12 protein-coding genes and 4 tRNA genes are annotated in these 19,925 nt (G+C 63.7%); 10 read left to right on the top strand and 6 right to left on the bottom strand.

Annotated elements, in window-relative coordinates; translation table 11 throughout:
* Nucleotides 1-197: 197 nt before the first annotated feature.
* Nucleotides 198-1,571 carry a DNA recombination protein RmuC gene (gene rmuC, locus Q9451_RS24175; RefSeq protein ID WP_171577275.1) on the top strand — a complete coding sequence of 458 codons (1,374 nt, stop codon included), beginning with the start codon at nucleotides 198-200 and terminating at the stop codon, nucleotides 1,569-1,571.
* On the opposite strand, the gene Q9451_RS24170 is transcribed toward rmuC, so the two are convergent.
* Both Q9451_RS24170 and Q9451_RS24165 read right to left on the bottom strand, forming a co-directional pair.
* A complete protein-coding gene (locus Q9451_RS24170; RefSeq protein WP_012270973.1) occupies nucleotides 1,543-5,022 on the bottom strand; it encodes a PAS domain-containing hybrid sensor histidine kinase/response regulator in 3,480 nt (1,159 codons plus the stop codon). The two genes, rmuC and Q9451_RS24170, sit on opposite strands and share 29 nt — an antisense overlap.
* A gap of 125 nt (nucleotides 5,023-5,147) precedes the next feature.
* Nucleotides 5,148-6,326, bottom strand: a complete 1,179-nt coding sequence (locus Q9451_RS24165; RefSeq protein WP_012270974.1) for an MFS transporter — start codon at nucleotides 6,324-6,326, stop codon at nucleotides 5,148-5,150.
* Nucleotides 6,327-6,479: 153 nt separating this feature from the next.
* On the opposite strand from Q9451_RS24165, the gene Q9451_RS24160 reads away from it, so the two are divergent.
* The 4 genes from Q9451_RS24160 (at nucleotide 6,480) to Q9451_RS24145 (ending at nucleotide 11,425) form a co-directional block, all read left to right on the top strand.
* The gene (locus tag Q9451_RS24160; RefSeq protein WP_012270975.1) at nucleotides 6,480-7,211 is read left to right on the top strand and encodes a GntR family transcriptional regulator; all 732 of its coding nucleotides are present in this window, start codon (nucleotides 6,480-6,482) and stop codon (nucleotides 7,209-7,211) included.
* A 91-nt stretch (nucleotides 7,212-7,302) separates the two neighbouring features.
* Nucleotides 7,303-8,577, top strand: coding sequence for an MFS transporter (locus tag Q9451_RS24155; protein ID WP_012270976.1), 1,275 nt, complete (start codon nucleotides 7,303-7,305; stop codon nucleotides 8,575-8,577).
* A gap of 24 nt (nucleotides 8,578-8,601) precedes the next feature.
* Nucleotides 8,602-9,435, top strand: a complete 834-nt coding sequence (locus Q9451_RS24150) for an amidohydrolase family protein (RefSeq protein ID WP_012270977.1) — start codon at nucleotides 8,602-8,604, stop codon at nucleotides 9,433-9,435.
* Nucleotides 9,436-9,547: 112 nt separating this feature from the next.
* Nucleotides 9,548-11,425 (top strand): 1-acyl-sn-glycerol-3-phosphate acyltransferase, encoded by a 1,878-nt coding sequence (locus Q9451_RS24145; protein ID WP_012270978.1) that lies wholly within the window; start codon nucleotides 9,548-9,550, stop codon nucleotides 11,423-11,425.
* A 9-nt stretch (nucleotides 11,426-11,434) separates the two neighbouring features.
* On the opposite strand, the gene sugE is transcribed toward Q9451_RS24145, so the two are convergent.
* The 3 genes from sugE to rdgC all read right to left on the bottom strand — a co-directional run bounded on the left by sugE (nucleotide 11,435) and on the right by rdgC (nucleotide 13,876).
* Nucleotides 11,435-11,752 carry a quaternary ammonium compound efflux SMR transporter SugE gene (gene sugE / locus Q9451_RS24140; RefSeq protein WP_012270979.1) on the bottom strand — a complete coding sequence of 106 codons (318 nt, stop codon included), beginning with the start codon at nucleotides 11,750-11,752 and terminating at the stop codon, nucleotides 11,435-11,437.
* Nucleotides 11,753-11,857: 105 nt separating this feature from the next.
* Nucleotides 11,858-12,832, bottom strand: coding sequence for a bile acid:sodium symporter family protein (locus tag Q9451_RS24135; protein WP_345960794.1), 975 nt, complete (start codon nucleotides 12,830-12,832; stop codon nucleotides 11,858-11,860).
* Nucleotides 12,833-12,955: 123 nt separating this feature from the next.
* Nucleotides 12,956-13,876, bottom strand: a complete 921-nt coding sequence (gene rdgC / locus Q9451_RS24130; RefSeq protein WP_012270981.1) for a recombination-associated protein RdgC — start codon at nucleotides 13,874-13,876, stop codon at nucleotides 12,956-12,958.
* A 216-nt stretch (nucleotides 13,877-14,092) separates the two neighbouring features.
* Between rdgC and Q9451_RS24125 the strand changes: the two genes are divergently transcribed.
* The 4 genes from Q9451_RS24125 (at nucleotide 14,093) to Q9451_RS24110 (ending at nucleotide 14,594) form a co-directional block, all read left to right on the top strand.
* Nucleotides 14,093-14,168, top strand: a tRNA-Val gene (locus Q9451_RS24125).
* Nucleotides 14,169-14,181: 13 nt separating this feature from the next.
* Nucleotides 14,182-14,258 (top strand) — tRNA-Asp (locus Q9451_RS24120).
* Nucleotides 14,259-14,428: 170 nt separating this feature from the next.
* A tRNA-Val gene (locus Q9451_RS24115) sits at nucleotides 14,429-14,504 on the top strand.
* A 13-nt stretch (nucleotides 14,505-14,517) separates the two neighbouring features.
* A tRNA-Asp gene (locus tag Q9451_RS24110) sits at nucleotides 14,518-14,594 on the top strand.
* A gap of 87 nt (nucleotides 14,595-14,681) precedes the next feature.
* Here the strand turns inward: Q9451_RS24110 and map are convergent.
* Complete coding sequence (gene map, locus Q9451_RS24105; RefSeq protein ID WP_041166648.1) at nucleotides 14,682-15,524, bottom strand: type I methionyl aminopeptidase; 843 nt, start codon at nucleotides 15,522-15,524, stop codon at nucleotides 14,682-14,684.
* Nucleotides 15,525-15,722: 198 nt separating this feature from the next.
* Between map and Q9451_RS24100 the strand changes: the two genes are divergently transcribed.
* On the top strand, nucleotides 15,723-19,739 hold the full coding sequence (locus Q9451_RS24100; RefSeq protein ID WP_012270983.1) for a bifunctional nitrate reductase/sulfite reductase flavoprotein subunit alpha: 4,017 nt from the start codon (nucleotides 15,723-15,725) through the stop codon (nucleotides 19,737-19,739).
* Nucleotides 19,740-19,925 lie beyond the last annotated feature (186 nt).

The raw sequence follows: 19,925 nt of genomic DNA, 5'->3' as shown, positions 1-19,925 counted from the left end.
GACCCCGAACAGGCCCGCACAGGCAACACAGTGCTCAGGCTGATAAGCTGCGCATCAATCGTCCAGGATCTTTCGGGGTAAGCATGACAGTGGATCTGGCCAGCATTCTGCTGGGCTTGGTGGCAGGCGCTTTACCCTGCCTGGGGTGGGTCATGCAGGTGCAGCGCCGCCAGGGCGCGCGGCAAGGTGAGCAGGCTTTGCTCGAAGAGCGTCTGAACGCCGCCCAACTGGCTCAGGCCGGCTTGCAGGCGCAATTGGACGCCAGCCGCGACGAAGTCAGCGACCTCAGCGAAGCGAACACCGTCAAGCAGACCCAGCTGGCCGCCCAGGGCCGCGAGCTTGAGCTGCTGCAGATAGACCGCGACAACGCCCGTGACGCAGCTCACGCCTGGCACCTTGAACGTGCCAACCGTGAAGCCGAACTGCGCCGGCTGGAAGCGCAAACCGCCCGCCTTGAGGCCGAACTGCGTGAGCAGCAGGAAAGCCACCAGCAGCGTCTGGAAGACCTGCAGGAGGCCCGTGACACGCTGCGCGCCCAGTTCGCCGACATGGCCACCAAAATTTTCGACGAGCGCGAGCAGCGCTTCGCCCAGACCAGCCAGCAGCACCTCGGGCAGTTGCTCGACCCGCTCAAGGAGCGTATCCAGTCCTTCGAAAAACGCGTGGAGGAAAGCTACCAGCAAGAAGCCCGCGAGCGCTTCTCGCTGGGCAAGGAGCTGGAACGACTGCAACAGCTCAACTTGCGCCTCTCCGACGAAGCCACCAACCTCACGCAAGCCCTGAAGGGCCAGAAAACCCAGGGTAACTGGGGCGAGCTGATCCTCGAGCGGGTGCTGGAGCATGCTGGCCTGGAAAAAGGCCGTGAATACCAGACCCAGGTCAGCCTCAAGAGCGCCGATGGCGAGCGCTTCCAGCCCGATGTGCTGATCATGCTGCCTGGCGACAAGCAGGTGGTGGTGGACGCCAAGGTCAGCCTTACCGCGTACCAGCAGTTCGTTGCCGGCAATGACGAGGCCGCGCTCAAACAGCACGTGCAGTCGCTGCGCAGCCACGTCAAAGGGTTGTCGAGCAAGGACTACAACCGCCTCGAAGGCCTGCACAGCCTGGATTTCGTGCTGCTGTTCGTACCCATCGAGGCGGCCTTCTCGGCAGCCCTGCAGGCCGAGCCGAACTTGTTCCAGGAAGCCTTCGACCGGCAGATCGTGATCGTCAGCCCCACCACGTTGCTCGCCACCCTGCGGGTGATCGACAGCTTGTGGAAGCAGGAACGCCAGGGCCAGAACGCCCGCGAGATCGCCGAGCGCGCCGGTTGGCTGTACGACAAGTTCGTGCTGTTCATCCAGGACCTGGACGAATTGGGCAACCGCCTGCAGCAGGTGGACAAGGCCTATGCCGCCGCCCGCAATAAACTGTGCGAAGGGCGTGGCAACCTGGTCAGCCGCAGCGAACAGCTGAAGTTGCTGGGCGCCCGGGCCAGCAAGAGCCTGCCGGCAGACCTGCTGGAGCGGGCGCTGTCCGACGAGGCACTGCCTGACGAGGCGGTTACTGAACCAGGCTCAGATGGCGATTGAGCATGGCGCGCAGGGCTGCTGGCTTCACCGGCTTGGCCAGGTAATCCAGGCCCGATGCATGCACCAGGGCGATGGTTTCCTTGCTGCCGTCGGCACTGATCACCACACCGGGCACCGGTTCACCCAGGCGCGCCCGTAGCCAGCCCATCAGCCCGGTGCCGGTTTCACCGTCATCCAGGTGGTAGTCCACCAGCGCCAGGTGCGGGCGCATGCCTTTGGCCAGCAGGGCTTCGCATTCAGCTTGGTTACGCGCGGTCCATACCTGGCAACCCCACCGGCTGAGCAGGCTGTTCATGCCAATCAGGATGCTGTCTTCGTTGTCCACGCACAGCACTTGCAGCCCGGCCAGTGGCTGGCCGCCTTGTTGCTCCACCGGGGCACTTGGCACCGGGGCGGCCTGGCGGGCAATCGGCACGCTGACGCGGAACACCGTGCCCTTGCCCGGCCATGAGCGCACTTCCAGCGGGTGCCCCAGCACCCGGCACAGGCCGTCGGCGATCGCCAGGCCCAGGCCCAGGCCCTTCTCGGCGCGGGTCTGGTGGCTGTCCAGGCGCTTGAACTCCTGGAAGATCACCTGCAGCTTGTCGTCGGCAATGCCCGGGCCGCGGTCCCATACCTCCAGCCACAGGCGCTCGCCCTGTCGGCGCGCGCCCAGCAGGATTGGGCTCTTGCCGTAGCGCAGGGCATTGGTGAGGAAGTTCTGCAGCACCCGGCGCAGCAGTTTCATGTCGCTGTCCACCCGCAGGCGGCTGCCGCGCAGGCGGAACTCCAGGCCTTTTTCCGCCGCCAGCAATTTGAATTCGGCCCCCAAGGTGTCGAACAGTTCGTTGAGGGCGAACGGCTTGGCATCCGGGGTGATCTTGCCATTCTCCAGGCGTGAGATGTCCAGCAGGTCGCTGATCAGCTCTTCGGCCGAGCGCAGCGAGCTGTCCATGTGCTGCACCAGTTGCTGGGCTTCTTCATTCATGCCCTCGGCCTGCTGCGACAAGGCGGCGGAGAACAGCCTGGCGGCGTTCAGTGGCTGCATCAGGTCATGGCTGACCGCCGCCAGGAAGCGGGTCTTGGACTTGCTTACCGCTTCGGCCTGGCTCTTGGCTTCGGACAGTGCCTGGTTCAGTTGTGACAGCTCGTGGGTGCGCTCCGCCACCCGTTGCTCAAGGCCTTCGTTGGCATCGCGCAGGGCCTGTTCGGCCTCGCGGAACGGGGTGATGTCGGTGAAACTCATGACAAAGCCGCCGCCGGGCATCGGGTTGCCGATCAGTTCGATCACGCGGCCATTGGGGAACAGCCGCTCGGAGGAGTGCGCGCGGCCCTGGCGCATCCAGTGCAGACGACGCGCCACATGCACCTGGGCCTCGCCCGGACCGCACAGGCCACGTTCGGCGTTGTAGCGGATGATGTCGGCAATAGGCCGGCCGACGCTGATCAGCCCGTCGGGGTAGTTGAACAGCTCCAGATAGCGACGGTTCCAGGCCACCAGATGCAGGTTCTGGTCGACCACGCTGATGCCCTGGTTGATGTTCTCGATGGCGCCTTGCAGCAAGGCGCGGTTGAACTGCAGCACCTCGCTGGCTTCGTCGGCGATGCGCACCACGTCTTCCAGTTGCATGTCGCGGCCTTCGATGGCGGCCTTGACCACAGCGCGGGTCGACGAGGTGCCGAGCACCCCGGCCAGCAACCGTTCGGTGTGCTCGATCCAGTCACCGTCGGCGTTCTGGTTGGGGTTGAAGCCCTTGCCCTGGCGGTAGGCGAAACGGATGAAGCTCTGCCGCGCGCGCTCCTCACCGACAAAGCGCGAGGCCAGGGTCAGCAAGTCGTCGATCTGCACCGCCAGCAGCGGCTTGCTGCTGGGCCGGGCGCTGGTTTGCTGGCCGATGAAGCGGCCGGCCTGCCAGTGTTCGGAAACCCGCGTGCGCGACAGCACCGACACCCAGGCGAACAGGGTGAAGTTGCCCGCCAGTGACAGCACCACGCCCTGGGTCAGCGGGCTGATCGGCAGGTTCAGCGGGTTGCCGTGCAGCCACGCCAACCCTGGGAACAGCTGCAGCGACCAGCCCAGGCTGTGCGCGGCGATTGGCAGCACCAAGGTGTAGAACCACAGGAAAATGCCAGCGGCCAGGCCGGCGAACACGCCACGGCGGTTGGCCTGCTTCCAGTACAGCGCGCCGAGCATGGCTGGGGTGAGCTGAGTCACGGCGGCAAAGGCGATCTGGCCGATGGTCGCCAGGCTGGCGGTAGAGCCCAGCAGGCGATAGCTGACATAGGCCAGCAGCAGGATCACCACGATGGTCACCCGGCGTACCGAAAGCATCCAGTGGCGGAACGCTTCGAACGGCCGCTCGGCGTTGTTGCGCCGCAGCAGCCAGGGCAGCAGCATGTCGTTGGACACCATGGTCGATAACGCCACGGCCTCGACGATGACCATGCCGGTGGCCGCCGAGGCGCCGCCGATGAACGCCAGCAGGGCCAGGCTTGGGTGCGCCTCGGCCAGTGGCAGGCTGATGACGAACGAGTCGGAAATCACCGTGCCTGGCAGCAGCATCTGCCCGGCCAGGGCAATCGGCACCACGAACAGCGCGGCCAGTGCCAGGTACATTGGGAAGACCCAGCGCGCCAGGCGCATGTCCTGGGGTTCGATGTTCTCCACCACGGTCACATGGAATTGCCGTGGCAGGCAGATGATCGCCATCATCGCCACGGCGGTTTGCACCACCATCGACGGCCAGTTGATGGTCTCCTGCCAATAGTCCTGCAGGTGGATCGACTGGCGGGCCTGGCTGAACAGGTCGTCGAAACCGTCATACAGGTTGAAGACCACGAAGATACCGACGGCGAGGAAGGCCAGCAGCTTGATCAGCGATTCGAAGGCAATCGCCAGGACCATGCCACGGTGGTGTTCGGTCACGTCCAGGCTGCGGGTGCCGAACACGATGGCGAACAGTGCCAGCACCAGCGACACCACCAGCGCGGTGTCCTGCACGCGGGTACCGGTTGCATCAGCGTTGGCGCCGATCAGCAGGTTCACGCCCAGCACGATGCCCTTGAGCTGCAAGGCGATGTACGGCAGCACGCCGATCAGGCAGATCAGCGCCACCACCACCGCCAGTGTCTGCGACTTGCCATAGCGCGCGGCGATGAAGTCGGCGATCGAGGTGATGTTCTGCTGTTTGCTGATCAGCACCATCTTCTGCAGCACCCAAGGCGCGAAGATCAGCAGCAGCACCGGACCCAGGTAGATGGGCAGGAACGCCCAGAGCTGTTCGGCGGCCTGGCCGACGGCGCCGAAGAAGGTCCAGCTGGTGCAGTACACGGCCAGCGACAGGCTGTACACCCAGGCACGCAGCTTCGGCGGCAACGGCGTGCTGCGGCGGTCGCCATAGAAGGCGATGGCGAACATGATGGCCATATAGGCCAGGGCGACCACGGCGATCAGCCCGCTGGACAACGACATGAAGACTCCGAAGCAAAAAAGGTAACGCGGTCCCGATCAATCAGTCTGGCACGCAGGTGCCGCTTCGTCAGCGCAGACGATGGTTGTAGGCCTGAGCTTGCGCGTGATTGATCTGAAACAAAACATCAATCTTTTCGGGTGCCCATCCCATAAAACACGCCCGCCAGTATCACCGACAACACCAGCAGGTAGAAGATCGCCCCCGGCCACAGATGCACCAGGGCGAACCCCACCATCACCGGCCCCAGCGCCGCCCCCAGGTTGGACAGGTTCTGCGCACCGTAATACACCCCGCGCAAGTGTTCCGGTGCGATCAGGTCGATGAACATGTACTCGGCCGGGATCACGATGATCTCGCCCAGGGTGAACACCAGCATCGCCAGGCACCAGGCCAGTACCGAGCCGGCCAGCGCGAAACCCAGCAGCCCGGCAATGAACAGGCCCATGCCGGCCAGCAGCCAGGGCATCAGGCGCTGGCGGCTGATGCGGCGCCCAATCAGGTACTGCAGGGCAATCACCGTCACCGCGTTGGTGGTCACCAGGTAGCCGACCAGGCGCGCCGCTTCGGCCGGGCTGCTGGTTACCACCAGGTACTGGGACAGGTAGGCGGTGAACTGGCCGAACACCACCGCGCTGAGCACCCCGCCCAGGGTGAAGCACACCAGCCGGCGATCACGCGCCAGCCCCAGCGCCACCTGGCCGAAGCCGGCCGCAGGCTTTTCGGGTGCGCTGGCCTGCAGGCTGCGGTCGCCAAGGCGCCAGTAAGCCACGCACATGACCAGGCCAAGCACGGCAGAGGCGATGAACGGCATATGGTCGTTCAGCTCCAGCATGGCCACGCCCAACAGCGGGCCGGCGGCGTAGCCGACGTTGCTGAGGGTGTACTTGATGGCGAACACCTCGGCCCGCTCCTCCACCGGCAGCAACGCGCAGAAGCCCGCCTTGGCGGCGATGTCGACCACTGCCAGGGCCAGGTTGATCAGCACCAGGCACAAGAAGAACAACAGCGCCGAACGGCTGGCGACCGCGCCGATGAAGGCCAGGGCGAACAGCAGTGTGCTGGCGCTGACCAGCGTGTGGTTGCGCAAGGTGTCGACCAGATGGCCGCCATACAGGCTCAGCAGCGAGGCAATGATCAGCGCGCCGCCGATCAGCAGGCCGATCTGGCTGATCGGCAGCTGAAAGTTGTCGGCCAGGTACACCACCAGGTAGGGCAGGGTGAGGGCGCGGGCGACGGTTAGGCTGAAGGTGGTGAGCAGCAGCAGGCGTACGGTGTGCGGGTAGCGTTTGATGGCGGCGAGCATTGCCACGTCCTTGTTGTTCTGGTGTTCCCAGGCACAAGCATAAGCCAGGCGCGGTGCCTGGCGACAGGCGGAGGATTGACAACCCGTATGCCACGGGGAATACTCACGAAAAATTCATATATATGTTTATATAACAAGACGAGAGCGAGACCCATGCACCCATTGACCGGTGATGCTCGACTGCCCCGCTACCAACAACTGCGCGACCACATGGTCGAGCAGATCGCCAACAACCGCTGGCGCCCCGGCGAAGCGATCCCGACCGAAGCAGCCTTGGCTTCCGAATTCGATATGTCGGTCGGCACCGTGCGCAAGGCCGTCGATGTGCTGGTGGCCGAAGGCGTGCTGGAACGCCAGCAGGGCCGCGGCACTTTTATCCGCCGCCCACAGTTCCAGTCTTCGCTGTTTCGCTTCTTTCGCTTCGAGGCCGCCAATGGCGAGCGCGTGGTGCCAGAAAGCCGCATCCTGTCCATCGAGCCGCTGGCGGCGCCATCGGCGGTGGCTGAGGCCCTGGGCCTGGCGCTCGAAACCGATGTGATCCGCATCGTTCGTACCCGTCTGCTTGGCGCCCAGCCCGTGCTGGCGGAGGAAATCTGGCTGCCGCGCCAGACCTTCCAGCCGTTGCTGGATGTGGAGTTGAACAGCAAGGGCCCGCTGCTGTACCCGATCTACGAAGAACTGTGCGGCCAGGTAGTCGCCTACGCCGAAGAGACCCTGACTGCCGAAGCGGTCGACGCGGTGCATGGCCGCCTATTGCAACTACCAGTCGACAGCCCGGTGGTGGTGATCGAGCGCCTGGCCCGTGACTACGCCGGCCAGCCGCTGGAATGGCGCCGCTCGCGCGGCCATGCGCAGCACTTCCGCTACCGCATCGACATCCGCTAAGCCGGCCGCTTCACCCCCGTTACCCGTCTGCGCCGCTTTGCCACGGCGCAGTGGCTTCGCCTGCCCGCAACACACTAAAAGGATAACAATCATGTTCAGTTGGTATCGCCAGATCACTTCACGGGAACGCAAGACGTTCTGGGCCTGCTTCGGCGGTTGGTCGCTCGATGCGCTTGAAGTGCAGATGTTCGGCCTGGCTATCCCTGCGTTGATCGCTGCGTTCTCCCTGAGCAAGGGCGATGCCGGCCTGATCAGTGGCCTGACCCTGGTGACCTCGGCAATCGGTGGCTGGCTGGGCGGCACGCTGTCCGACCGTTACGGCCGTGTGCGAACCCTGCAATGGATGATTCTCTGGTTCTCCTTCTTCACTTTCCTCTCGGCATTCGTCACCGGCTTTTACCCGCTGCTGTTCGTCAAGGCCATGCAAGGCTTCGGCATCGGTGGCGAATGGGCGGCCGGCGCGGTGTTGATGGCCGAAACCATCAACCCGAAATATCGTGGCAAGGTCATGGGCACGGTACAGAGCGCCTGGGCCGTGGGTTGGGGCCTGGCGGTGGCGCTGTTCACGTTGATCTACTCGCTGGTGCCGCAGGAATTCGCCTGGCGGGTCATGTTCTTCGTCGGCCTGCTGCCGTCACTGCTGATCATCTGGGTACGCCGCAATGTGCCCGAGCCGGACAGCTTCCAGCGCCTGCAGAAAGAAAACGCCATCCCCACCCGCTTCCTGCAGTCGATGGCTGGCATCTTCCGCCCGGAACTGCTGCGCGTGACCCTGCTGGGCGGCTTGCTCGGCCTGGGTGCTCACGGTGGCTACCACGCGGTGATGACCTGGTTGCCGACCTTCCTCAAAACCGAACGCAACCTTTCAGTGCTGAACTCCGGCGGTTACCTGGCGGTGATCATCCTGGCCTTCTGGTGCGGCTGCGTGGTCAGTGGCCTGCTGATCGACCGCATTGGGCGCCGCAAGAACATCCTGCTGTTCGCGCTGTGCTGCGTGCTGACCGTGCAGGCCTATGTGTTCTTCCCGCTGACCAATACCCAGATGCTGTTCCTCGGCTTCCCGCTGGGCTTCTTCGCTGCCGGCATCCCGGCCAGCCTGGGCGCGTTCTTCAATGAACTGTACCCAGCTGATGTGCGCGGGGCCGGGGTGGGCTTTTGCTACAACTTTGGCCGCGTGCTGTCGGCGGTATTCCCGTTCCTGGTCGGCCACATGAGTGAGTCGATGTCGCTGGGCAGTGCCATTGGCATCGATGCTGGCATTGCCTATGGCGTGGCGGTGATCGCTGCCCTGTGCCTGCCGGAAACCCGTGGCCGTAACCTTGAATCTGCACCCGCGCCGGAAATGGCCGGTGCTGCTGCCAAGTAACCTGACCTTGTTTGTATGAGAACCATGCCCGACGCTCCTGCTTTACACCTGACTGCCATCGACAGCCACGCCCACGTATTCAGCCGTGGGTTGAACCTGGCCAGCGTGCGGCGTTACGCGCCCAGCTACGATGCGCCGCTGGGCGACTACCTGGGCCAGTTGCTGGCCCATGGTTTCAGCCATGGCGTGCTGGTTCAGCCCAGCTTCCTCGGTACCGACAATCGTTACCTGCTCAGTGCCTTGCAGACCGTGCCGGGGCAATTGCGCGGGGTGGTGATGCTGGAGCGAAATGTCGAACGGGCGAGCCTGGACGAAATGGCAAGGTTGGGCGTGAGGGGTGTGCGCTTGAACCTCATGGGGCAGGCCTTGCCTGACCTGACCGGCGCCGAATGGCGGCCTATGTTGGAGCGCATTGGCGAGCAGGGCTGGCACCTGGAGCTGCATCGGCAAGTGGCCGACATACCGGCGTTGGTGCGGGCCCTCGAACCCTATGGGCTGGACATCGTGATCGACCATTTTGGCCGGCCCGATGCCCGCCGTGGCCTCGGCCAGCCGGGGTTCGCCGAGCTGCTGACCCTGGGCGGACGGGGCAAGGTCTGGGTGAAGGTGTCTGGCATCTATCGGCTGGAAGGTTCGCCCGAGGAGAACCTTTCATTCGCCCGTCAGACGCTATGCGCGCTGGAAGCCCATTACGGGGCGCAGCGGTTGATGTGGGGCAGTGACTGGCCGCATACCCAGCATGAATCGGCAGTGAGTTTCGGCACCGCTGTCGAGCAGTTCGACGCCCTGGGCTGTTCGGCGCAGTTGCGCCGGGCCTTGTTGTTGGATACCGCGCAGGCGTTGTTCGGTTTCGAGTGATGCAGTACCTGTTCTGAAGGCTCGGCTTGCCAGTCAACGCATTTCCCATGCAGATTTGTGGCCTGGCGTGCCCGGCGCGCCTCCAATTGAAAAGCCCTCAGGACCATGGACGATGAGTCACTCCTCGCAATTCACCTTGCTCGGCAAGCGGCGTTTCCTGCCGTTTTTCATCACCCAGTCGCTGGGTGCCTTCAACGACAACCTGTTCAAGCAGTCGCTGATTCTGGCGATCCTGTTCAGGCTCAGCCTGGGCGACGGCGACCGGTCGATCTGGGTCAACCTGTGCGCCTTGCTGTTCATCCTGCCGTTTTTCCTGTTCTCGGCACTGGGCGGGCAGTTCGGTGAAAAGTTCGCCAAGGACGCGTTGATCCGCGCGATCAAACTGGCCGAAATCGCGATCATGGCAGTGGGTGCGCTGGGCTTTATCACCAACCACCTGGCGTTGATGCTGGTGGCGCTGTTCGGCATGGGCACCCATTCGGCACTGTTTGGCCCGGTGAAGTATTCAATCCTGCCGCAGGCCCTGCGTGAGGAAGAGTTGGTTGGCGGCAATGGGCTGGTGGAAACCGGCACCTTCCTCGCCATCCTCGCTGGCACCATCGGTGCCGGGGTGATGATGTCGGCCGACAGCTACGCCTCGGTGGTGGCCGGTGGCGTGGTCGGCACGGCGGTGCTCGGCTACCTGGCCAGCCGCTGGATCCCCCGGGCTGCCGCCGCATCGCCGCAGATGACACTGGACTGGAACATCTTCAAGCAGTCCTGGGCGATTCTGCGCATGGGCCTGGGCCAGCCGCCAGCGGTGTCGCGCTCGATCGTCGGCAACTCGTGGTTCTGGTTCGTCGGCGCCATCTACCTTACGCAGATCCCGGCCTACGCCAAGGACTGGCTGCACGGTGACGGCACGGTGGTGACCCTGGTGCTGACGCTGTTCTCGGTGGGTATCGCCCTGGGCTCATTGCTGTGCGAGCGCCTTAGCGGGCGCAAGGTGGAGATTGGCCTGGTGCCGTTCGGCTCGTTCGGCCTGACCCTGTTCGGCTTGCTGTGGTGGTGGCATTCCGGTGATGTTCCGGCTGCGGCGGCGCCGCACGACTGGCTGGCGCTGCTGGGCATGAGCCAGGCCTGGTGGATCTTGTTGTCGATCGTCGGTCTGGGGGTATTCGGCGGCTTTTACATCGTGCCGTTGTATGCGTTGATCCAGGCCCGCACGGCCGAAGACCAGCGGGCCCGGGTGATCGCGGCCAACAACATCCTCAATGCCTTGTTCATGGTGGTGTCGGCGGTGCTCACCATTGGCCTGCTGGGGCTGGCAGGCTTTACCATCCCGCAGCTGTTCCTGGTGGTGTCGCTGCTCAACATCGCGGTCAACGCCTACATCTTCAGGATCGTGCCCGAGTTCACCATGCGCTTCCTGATCTGGTTGCTCAGCCATTCGATGTATCGCGTGCAGCATCGCGACCTTGAACGCATCCCTGACGAAGGCGCGGCGTTGCTGGTGTGCAACCACGTTTCATTCGTCGATGCGCTGCTGCTGGGTGGGGCTATCCGCCGGCCGATCCGCTTTGTCATGTACTACAAGATCTACAACCTGCCGGTGCTCAACTTCGTGTTCCGCACCGCTGGCGCCATCCCGATAGCCGGGCGTAACGAAGACCTGGCGACCTACGAGCGCGCCTTCGCGCGAATTGCCCAGTACCTGGCCGAGGGGGAGCTGGTGTGCATCTTCCCGGAAGGCAAGTTGACCGGTGATGGCGAAATCGATGTGTTCAAGGGCGGCGTCAACCGCATCCTCGAAGAAACGCCGGTGCCGGTGATTCCGCTGGCCTTGCAGGGGCTGTGGGGCAGCTTCTTCAGCCGCGACCCGGCCAAGGGCTTTTTCAAGCGCCTGTGGTCGCGGGTGACCATTGTGGCAGGCGCCGCCATCCCAGTGGAGGCGGCGCAGCCAGAGTTGTTGCGCGAGCAGGTCAGCCGTTTGCGCGGTAACCTGCGCTAGGGGAGGGGGTTAGCTGGCGCTGACTTTAAGGCCGACCAGGCCGCAGACGATCAGTGCCACGCTGACCAGCCGTACCAGGGCCATCGATTCGCCGAACAGGATGATGCCAGCGATCACCGTGCCCACGGCACCGACGCCAGTCCAGATGGCATAGGCGGTGCCCAGTGGCAGCTCCTTCATGGCCAGGCCCAGCAGGCCAAGGCTGATGACCATGGCGCCGACGGTAAGTACGGTGGGAATCGGCTTGCTGAAGCCGTCGGTGTATTTCAGGCCGACGGCCCAGCCGACCTCGAACAGGCCGGCAAAGAACAGGATGATCCAGGACATGAGTGTGTCTCCATCGTTTGAATGATGGGGCCGTCCCCGGAATGGTCACGCGGTGCGTCGTGAGGTCGTCCTCACAGTGGCCACTATGGTGCACACCTGAAGGTTTCAGGGCAAGCCTGTGCGGGCGGGTTCCACTGCTTCGGTTTCCACCGCCGGCTCATTCATCCGCCGGAACCAGGTGGACAATAGCACCCCGGAAATATTGTGCCAAACACTGAACAAGGCGCTCGGCACCGCCGCCAGTGGCGAGAAGTGCGCTGCTGCCAGTGCCGCGCCAAGCCCGGAGTTCTGCATGCCCACCTCCAGTGCCAGTGACTTGCGCTGGGCCAGCGGCAGCTTGCACAGCTTGCCGGTCAGGTACCCCAGCAAATAGCCGAAGCTGTTGTGCAGCATCACCACCGCCATGATCAGCAACCCCGACTCGGCGATTTTCGCCTGGCTGGCCGCCACCACCGCACACACGATCATCACGATACTCACCACCGACACCAGTGGCAGCACCTGCACCGCCGCCTGCACGCGGGCACCGAGCAAGCGCTGGGCCAGCACGCCGAGCACGATCGGCAGCATGACAAGCTGCAGGATCGACCAGAACATGTCCATGAAGGACACCGGCAACCAGGCCGATGCCAGGAACCAAATCAGCGCCGGGGTCAGTAGCGGTGCCAGCAGGGTGGTGACCGCAGCGATCGCCACGGCCAGCGCCAGGTCGCCACGCGACAGCCAGACCATCACGTTCGATGCCGTGCCGCTTGGGCAGCAACCAACCAGGATCACGCCCACGGCAATTTCCGGCGGCAGGTGGAACAGCTGGCACAGCAGCCAGGCCATGCCGGGCATGATCACGAAGTGCGCGACCACGCCCAACATCACCCGCCAAGGCTGGCGGGCGAGGGCGGCGAAGTCGTCGAGCTTGAGGGTAAGGCCCATGCCGAACATCACCAGCCCCAGCAGCGGCACAATGGCCACCTTGAGGGCGATGAACCATTGCGGTTGCAGGAAAGCCAGCACGGCGAAAACCAGCACCCACAGGGCGAAGGTATTGCCGACGAAGCGGCTTAAGGCGGCGAGGGCACGCATGGGCAATTCCTTTTCTTTTTATAGCTGTGTGGATTTTATTGGCCCTTTCGCGGGTTTACCCGCGAAGAGGCCGGTGCAGGCAAAAAATCACTTCCAGGCCAGCACCGGTCCTTCAAGAGAACATCAGACCCCTTGCGGAATCTCTTCTCCACCCAGTGCCTCGAACAGCACCGGCAGGAACTCGGCAAAGGTCATCATCATCAGCTGGAAGCTGGCATCGAACTGCTGCGCAGCTTCATCGCCACCGTCCTGCTCGGCTTGCTCTTGCAGCAGCTCTTCGAACTTCAGGCGCTTGATGACCATCTTGTCGTCGAGAATGAACGACAGCTTGTCCTGCCAGGCCAGGGCCAGCTGGGTCACTACCTTGCCAGTGCTCAGGTGCAGCTGGATTTCCTCGCCCGTCAGGTCCTGGCGCTTGCAGCGCACGATACCGCCGTCTTCGGCCGTGTCGCGCAGCTCGCATTCGTCCAGCACATGGAAGCCTTCGGCGGCTTGCTGCGACTTGACCCAGTCGGTCATGGTGGCAACCGGTGCAACTTTTACCGTGGCAGGGCGCACCGGCAGCGAGCCCATCACTTCACGCAGGGTCGACAACAGGTCTTCGGCACGCTTGGCGCTGGCCGAGTTGACCAGAATCACGCCCAGGCGCGGGGCGATGGCGGCGAAGATCATCGAGCGGCGGATGAACGCGCGCGGCAGGAAGGCCTGGATGATCTCGTCCTTGATCTGGTCGCGTTCCTTTTTATAGACCTTGCGCATTTGCTCGGTCTCGATCTCTTCGACCTTTTCCTTGACCGCGTCGTTGACCACGCTGCTAGGCAGGATGCGTTCTTCCTTGCGTGCGGCAATCAGCAGGTACTCGCCGCTGACATGCACCAGGGGAGCGTCTTCGCCTTTGCCGAACGGCGCGACGAAACCGTAGGTGGTCAGCTCCTGGCTGGCGCATGGGCGGGCCGGCTTGCTGGCCAGGGCGGCTTCCAACGCTTCAGGCTCGAACGGAACTTCCTGGGTCAGGCGGTAGGTCAGCAGGTTCTTGAACCACATGAGGGGCAATCTCTCCTTAATGCATAAGGCGGGCATTATTCTCCGTGCGCTGATCTGAGGCCAGCCCTGTCACAGGGCCAGCAGTGACTAATGCGGGAAAGAAACGCACGCCAACGCTAGGTCTTTGAAAGGCATGAGGTTTTTTTTGAAAAAAGTTTAAAAAGTGCTTGCCAGGGTATGGGGCCGTCCGTAGAATGCGCGCCACACCGAGACGAAGGGTGATTAGCTCAGCCGGGAGAGCATCTGCCTTACAAGCAGAGGGTCGGCGGTTCGATCCCGTCATCACCCACCACTCGATGTATAGCGCAGCGGTAGTTCAGTCGGTTAGAATACCGGCCTGTCACGCCGGGGGTCGCGGGTTCGAGTCCCGTCCGCTGCGCCATATTCCACTTCCAGGGCCCACTGAACACCCGGAAGTAACAAAGAAAGCGACCTTAGGGTCGCTTTTTTTGTGCCTGTATTTTGCTGTTTGATCCAAGTTTGAAAAAACTTCGATAAGTGCTTGCCAGAGCGCAAAGTCGCCCGTAGAATGCGCGCCACACCGAGAGACATGGGTGATTAGCTCAGCCGGGAGAGCATCTGCCTTACAAGCAGAGGGTCGGCGGTTCGATCCCGTCATCACCCACCACTCGATGTATAGCGCAGCGGTAGTTCAGTCGGTTAGAATACCGGCCTGTCACGCCGGGGGTCGCGGGTTCGAGTCCCGTCCGCTGCGCCATATTCCACTTCCAGGGCCCACTGAACACCCGGAAGTAACAAAGAAAGCGACCTTAGGGTCGCTTTTTTTGTGCCTGCAGTTTCAGCGTCAGCGCTCTTCCTCCCGCAGCGTCAGCACCTCGAACCCTTGCTCGGTCACTGCCACGGTGTGCTCCCATTGCGCCGACAGGCTGTGGTCACGGGTAATCACCGTCCAGCCGTCCTTCATTTCTCGCGTGCCACGCTTACCCTGGTTGATCATCGGCTCGATGGTAAACACCATGCCCGGCTTCAGCTTCATGCCCATGCCGCGCTGGCCAATGTGCAGCACCTCGGGCCCCTCATGCATCTGCTGGCCAATGCCGTGCCCGCAATACTCGCGTACCACGCTGTAGCCCGCAGCCTCGGCATGGGCCTGCACGGCATGGCCGATATCACCCAGCGTCGCCCCAGGGCGCACCTGCTCGATGCCTTTCCACAATGCGTCGTAGGTAGTGTCGACCAACCGCCGGGCTTCATCGCTGATCGCTCCGATGCCATACATCTTCGAAGAGTCGGCAATGTAGCCGCCCTGTTCCAGGGTGATGTCGACGTTGATGATCGAGCCTTCCTTGAGCACTTCATCGACTTTGGGTATGCCGTGGCACACCACATGGTCCACCGAGGTATTGAGCGAGTAGGGGAAGCCATACTGGCCTTTGCTCGCTGGCCGCGCCTTGAGTGTATTGACGATGAATGCCTCGGCGCGATCGTTGATCTGCATGGTGGTGACACCGGGGCGGATGAAGCTGTCGAGGTCGGCGAACACCTGGGCCAGCAGTTGGCCGGCGCGGCGCATCAGGTCGAGTTGGGCGGGGGTCTTGATGATCACCTGAGACATAGGGGGAGGGCAGTTGCTCATGCTGGAATGTGCCCCAGCATAGCGCCTGGGGCTGTGAAGTTGCCACCGCATGGTGCGCAAGATAGGCCACAGCACGGCCTTTGTGGGAGCGTGAGGCGGCTGGCCCATTAATTGCTGACTTACCTCCCATCCAGGGCGGTCAACGTCGACAGCCCACACAACCTCACGACAAAGGCGCCGTGTTGCCCCGCTTGCTTGCGCAAGCCGGAGCAGCCGGCGCCTTTTTGCGTTCCCCACAGGAGCCCGCCCATGGCCAACAGCGAAGTGCGCAGCGTCTGCCCCTACTGCGGCGTTGGCTGCGGCATCGTCATGAGCGTTGCCGATGGCAAGGTCGGCAAGATCAGTGGCGACAAGCAGCACCCCAGCAACTTCGGCCGCCTGTGCACCAAAGGCCTCACCGCACACCTGCCGCTGAGCGCCGCCGGGCGCATGGCTGACGCCTATGTGCGCCAGCAACGTAGCCAGCCGCCGGTGCGCACCAGCATGGACCAGGCCATCACCGACACTGCCATGCGCCTGCGCGGCATCATCGACCAGCACGGCGCTGACGCCGTCGCGCTGTACGTGTCCGGGCAAATGTCGCTGGAGGCCCAGTACTTGGCCAACAAGCTGGCTAAAGGCTTTATCCGCACCCGCCATATCGAGTCCAACTCGCGCCTGTGCATGGCCAGCGCCGGCAGCGGCTACAAGCTGTCGCTGGGCGCCGATGGCCCACCCGGCAGCTACCAGGACTTCGAGCACGCCGACGTATTCCTGGTGATCGGCGCCAACATGGCCGACTGCCACCCCATTCTGTTCCTGCGCCTGCTCGACCGGGTCAAGGCCGGGGCCAGGCTGATCGTCGTCGACCCCCGGCGCAGCGCTACCGCCGACAAGGCTGACCTGTTCCTGCAAGTACGCCCAGGCAGCGACATGGCCTTGCTCAACGGCTTTTTGCACTTGCTGCAGCGCAACGGCCACACCAACCCCGACTTCATCGCCCGCCACACCGAAGGCTGGGACGAACTGCCACCCTTCCTCGACGACTATACCCCCGAGCGCGTAGCCGCCATCACCGGGCTGGCGGAGGCCGATATCATCCAGGCCGCCGATTGGATCGGCAGCGCCAGCAACTGGATGAGCTGCTGGACCATGGGCCTTAACCAGAGCATCCACGGCACCTGGCACAGCAACGCCATCTGCAACCTGCACCTGGCCACGGGCGCCATCTGCCGCCCCGGTAGCGGCCCGTTCTCGCTGACCGGCCAGCCCAATGCCATGGGCGGCCGCGAGATGGGCTACATGGGGCCTGGCTTGCCAGGCCAGCGCTCGGCGTTGGTGGCAACGGACCGCGCCTTTGTCGAGCAGCAGTGGCAGCTGGCGCCGGGCAGCCTGCGCAGCGAAGGCGGTGAGGGCACGGTGGCGCTGTTCGAGCAGATGAAGGCCGGAGAAGTGAAAGCCTGCTGGATCATCTGCAGCAACCCAGTGGCCAGTGTCGCCAACCGCCAGCAAGTAATCGACGGGCTGCGCGAGGCCGAACTGGTGATTACCCAGGATGCATTCCTCGACACCGAAACCAACCGCTACGCCGACATCTTGCTGCCGGCCGCGCTGTGGGCCGAAGGCGAGGGTGTGATGATCAATAGCGAACGCAACCTGACGCTGATGCCGCGCGCCGTCCAGCCGCCAGGGCAAAGCCTGCCCGACTGGCAGATCATTGCCCGTGTGGCCTGTGCCATGGGCTATGCCGACGCATTCGACTACCCCGATGCCGAAGCGGTGTACGAGGAAATTCGCCGCTTCCACAACCCGCTGACCGGCTACGATCTGCGCGGCATCGGCTATGCCGAACTGCGTACGCAACCGCGCCAGTGGCCCTGTGCGCCGGGCCGTGAACAGGCGCGAAGCCCACTGCGCTACCTCAACGACGGCAGCAGCCAGGCGCTGTTGCTCGATGCCCAGGGGCAGCGGCCGGCCCTGGCCTTCCCGACCGCCAGCGGCAAGGCGCGCTTCTTCGCTCGGCCTTGGCTGCCGGCGCCGGAGTTGCCGAATGACGACTACCCCATGGTGCTGAATACCGGCCGCGTGCAGCACCAATGGCACACCCTCACCAAGACCGGCAAGGTGCCGGCGCTGAACAAGTTGGAGCCTGGTCCCTTTGTCGAAATCCACCCCGAAGATGCTGCCCGGTTGGGAGTGGCAGAAAAGGACCAGGTGGCCATTCGCTCGCGACGTGGTCAAGCCGTGCTACCGGCGCGTATCAGCGACCGGGTCATGCCGGGCAACTGCTTCGCGCCGTTTCACTGGAACGACCTGATCGGCGAGCAGTTGGCAATCAATGCCGTGACCTGCGATGCGGTCGACCCGTTGTCACTGCAGCCTGCCTTCAAACATTGCGCCGTGGCCCTGGAGCGGGTCGCAAGTGAGCGCATCGATGCCCTTGACCTGAACACTGCCACTTCGGAGCCTGCTCGCATGCCGACCGCCACCCTGTCCCGTCTGCTTGGCCTGGACACCCTGCCGACCCCGGTGCTGGCCGAAGAAGAGCGCCATTACCTGCAAGGTTTCCTGCTGGGCCTGGACCAAGCCCGCGCCGAGGGCGTGCCCGCCCTGCCGGCCAGTGCGCCGCTGGCTGCCAACCGGCGGCTGTTCGTCGACGGTTTGCTGGCCGGGCTGTTCGCCCAGCCCGCCACTGCGCCCCCAGCGGCGCTGACAGTGCCACTGCATCAGGTGCTGTGGGCCTCGCAGACCGGCAACGGCGAGCTGCTGGCCGAACGCTGTGCCGAGCGCCTGCGCGGTGCCGGCCTGAGTGTGCAACTGCGCTGCATGGAGGCGGTCAGCCCAAGCCAGCTGCAGGGCGCTGCCAGTGTGGTGTTGATTGCCAGTACCTTTGGCGATGGCGATGCACCCGACAGCGCGGCGGCATTCTGGCAGGCACTGCAGGGCGAGGGGGGCGCCCACTGCGCCGAGCTGCCCTATGCCGTGCTGGCCCTGGGCGACTCCAGTTACGATCAGTTCTGTGGCTTTGGCCGCAAGCTCGACCTGCGTCTGGCCGAGCTGGGAGGGCGGCGCCTGCTGCAACGGGTGGACTGCGAGCCGGATTTTGACGAAGCCTTTGCGGGCTGGCTCGAGGCATTGCTAGCCGAGCTGGGCAGTGCCACGGCGCCACTACCGGCCAGCGACCCCGCACCCGTGGCGGCCTACAGCAAGCAACAACCCTGGGCTGCCACCTTGCGGGAAAATCGCCTGCTCAATGGCCCCGGTGCCAGCAAGGAAACCCGCCAGCTGGTCTTCGACCTGAGCGGTAGCGGATTCACCTACGCCGCCGGTGACGCCTTGGGCGTGTGGCCGCGCAATTGCCCGGCTCTGGTCGACGAGCTGCTGGCACTGACGCAGCTTGATGGCCAGGCCTTGGTCGAGTTGAAAGGCCAGCCTGCCATGCCACTGGCCGAAGCCCTGCAGGCGCATCTGGAAATTGCCAAGGTAAGCCCTCAACAGCTGCAAGCATTTGCAGGCAATGCGCCCGACCTGCAGCGCCTGCTGCAGCCCGCGTGCAAGGCCGAGCTGCAGGACTGGTTGTGGGGCCGGCAGTTGACCGATGTGCTGCGCGCCTTCCCCCAGCAGTTGCCACTGGCCCACTGGCTGGAGCTGCTCAAGCCGTTGCAGCCGCGGCTCTACTCGATCAGCTCCAGCCCGCTGGCGCACCCGGAGCAGGTGCACCTGACGGTTTCCACGGTGCGTTATGGCAAACGTAAAGGCGTGTGTTCAAGCTTCCTTGCTGACCGTGCGCAGGCACTCAAGGTGGCAATTTTCCCGCAGGTGTCGAAGCACTTTCGCCTGCCCGAGGACGACAATGTGCCGGTAATCATGGTTGGCCCTGGCACTGGTATTGCGCCGTTTCGCGCCTTCCTCGAAGAACGGGAGGCGCGGGGGGCGAAAGGCGGTAACTGGCTGTTCTTTGGCGAGCAGTACGCGGCAACCGACTTCTATTACCGGGAACAATTGCAGGCCTGGCAGGCAGGTGGTCATCTACGGCTGGATACAGCGTTTTCCCGCGACCAGGCCGAGAAGATCTATGTACAGCAACGCCTGCGAGAGCAGGGAGCACAGGTATGGCAATGGCTGGAGGCAGGCGCGTATTTTTATGTCTGCGGGGATGCCCAGCGCATGGCCAAGGATGTGGATGCGGCGTTACGTGAAGTCATTGCCGTGCACGGGAAAGTGGATGCGGATGCCTATGTCGAAACATTGAACAAGGCCAAGCGGTATAGGCGCGATGTGTACTGAGCGCACCGGGATGGGCTGTTGTGCACTGTGAATGTGCATACCTGTGCCGGCCTCTTCGCGGGTGAACCCGCTCCTACAGGTACCGTACAAGTCTGCCGACCTTTGGAGATCCCTGTGGGCGCGGGTTTACCCGCGAAGAGACCGGCACAGATAAAGCAATTGGCACAGTCCCTGCTTTATCTCCAA

The organism is Pseudomonas sp. NY8896 (genome assembly GCF_039634505.1).
Note: the sequence above shows the minus strand (reverse complement) of the source record. Positions and strands in the feature narration are given on the sequence as shown.

Bases quoted from the DNA above. Each gene is read 5' to 3' on its own strand.
- Q9451_RS24170 (WP_012270973.1), bottom strand. From the start codon at position 5,022: ATGTCGTTGTCCAGCGGGCTGATCGCCGTGGTCGCCCTGGCCTATATG.
- Q9451_RS24165 (WP_012270974.1), bottom strand. From the start codon at position 6,326: ATGCTCGCCGCCATCAAACGCTACCCGCACACCGTACGCCTGCTGCTG.
- Q9451_RS24160 (WP_012270975.1), top strand. From the start codon at position 6,480: ATGCACCCATTGACCGGTGATGCTCGACTGCCCCGCTACCAACAACTG.
- Q9451_RS24155 (WP_012270976.1), top strand. From the start codon at position 7,303: ATGTTCAGTTGGTATCGCCAGATCACTTCACGGGAACGCAAGACGTTC.
- Q9451_RS24150 (WP_012270977.1), top strand. From the start codon at position 8,602: ATGCCCGACGCTCCTGCTTTACACCTGACTGCCATCGACAGCCACGCC.
- Q9451_RS24145 (WP_012270978.1), top strand. From the start codon at position 9,548: ATGAGTCACTCCTCGCAATTCACCTTGCTCGGCAAGCGGCGTTTCCTG.
- sugE (WP_012270979.1), bottom strand. From the start codon at position 11,752: ATGTCCTGGATCATCCTGTTCTTTGCCGGCCTGTTCGAGGTCGGCTGG.
- Q9451_RS24135 (WP_345960794.1), bottom strand. From the start codon at position 12,832: ATGCGTGCCCTCGCCGCCTTAAGCCGCTTCGTCGGCAATACCTTCGCC.
- rdgC (WP_012270981.1), bottom strand. From the start codon at position 13,876: ATGTGGTTCAAGAACCTGCTGACCTACCGCCTGACCCAGGAAGTTCCG.
- map (WP_041166648.1), bottom strand. From the start codon at position 15,524: ATGCGGTGGCAACTTCACAGCCCCAGGCGCTATGCTGGGGCACATTCC.
- Q9451_RS24100 (WP_012270983.1), top strand. From the start codon at position 15,723: ATGGCCAACAGCGAAGTGCGCAGCGTCTGCCCCTACTGCGGCGTTGGC.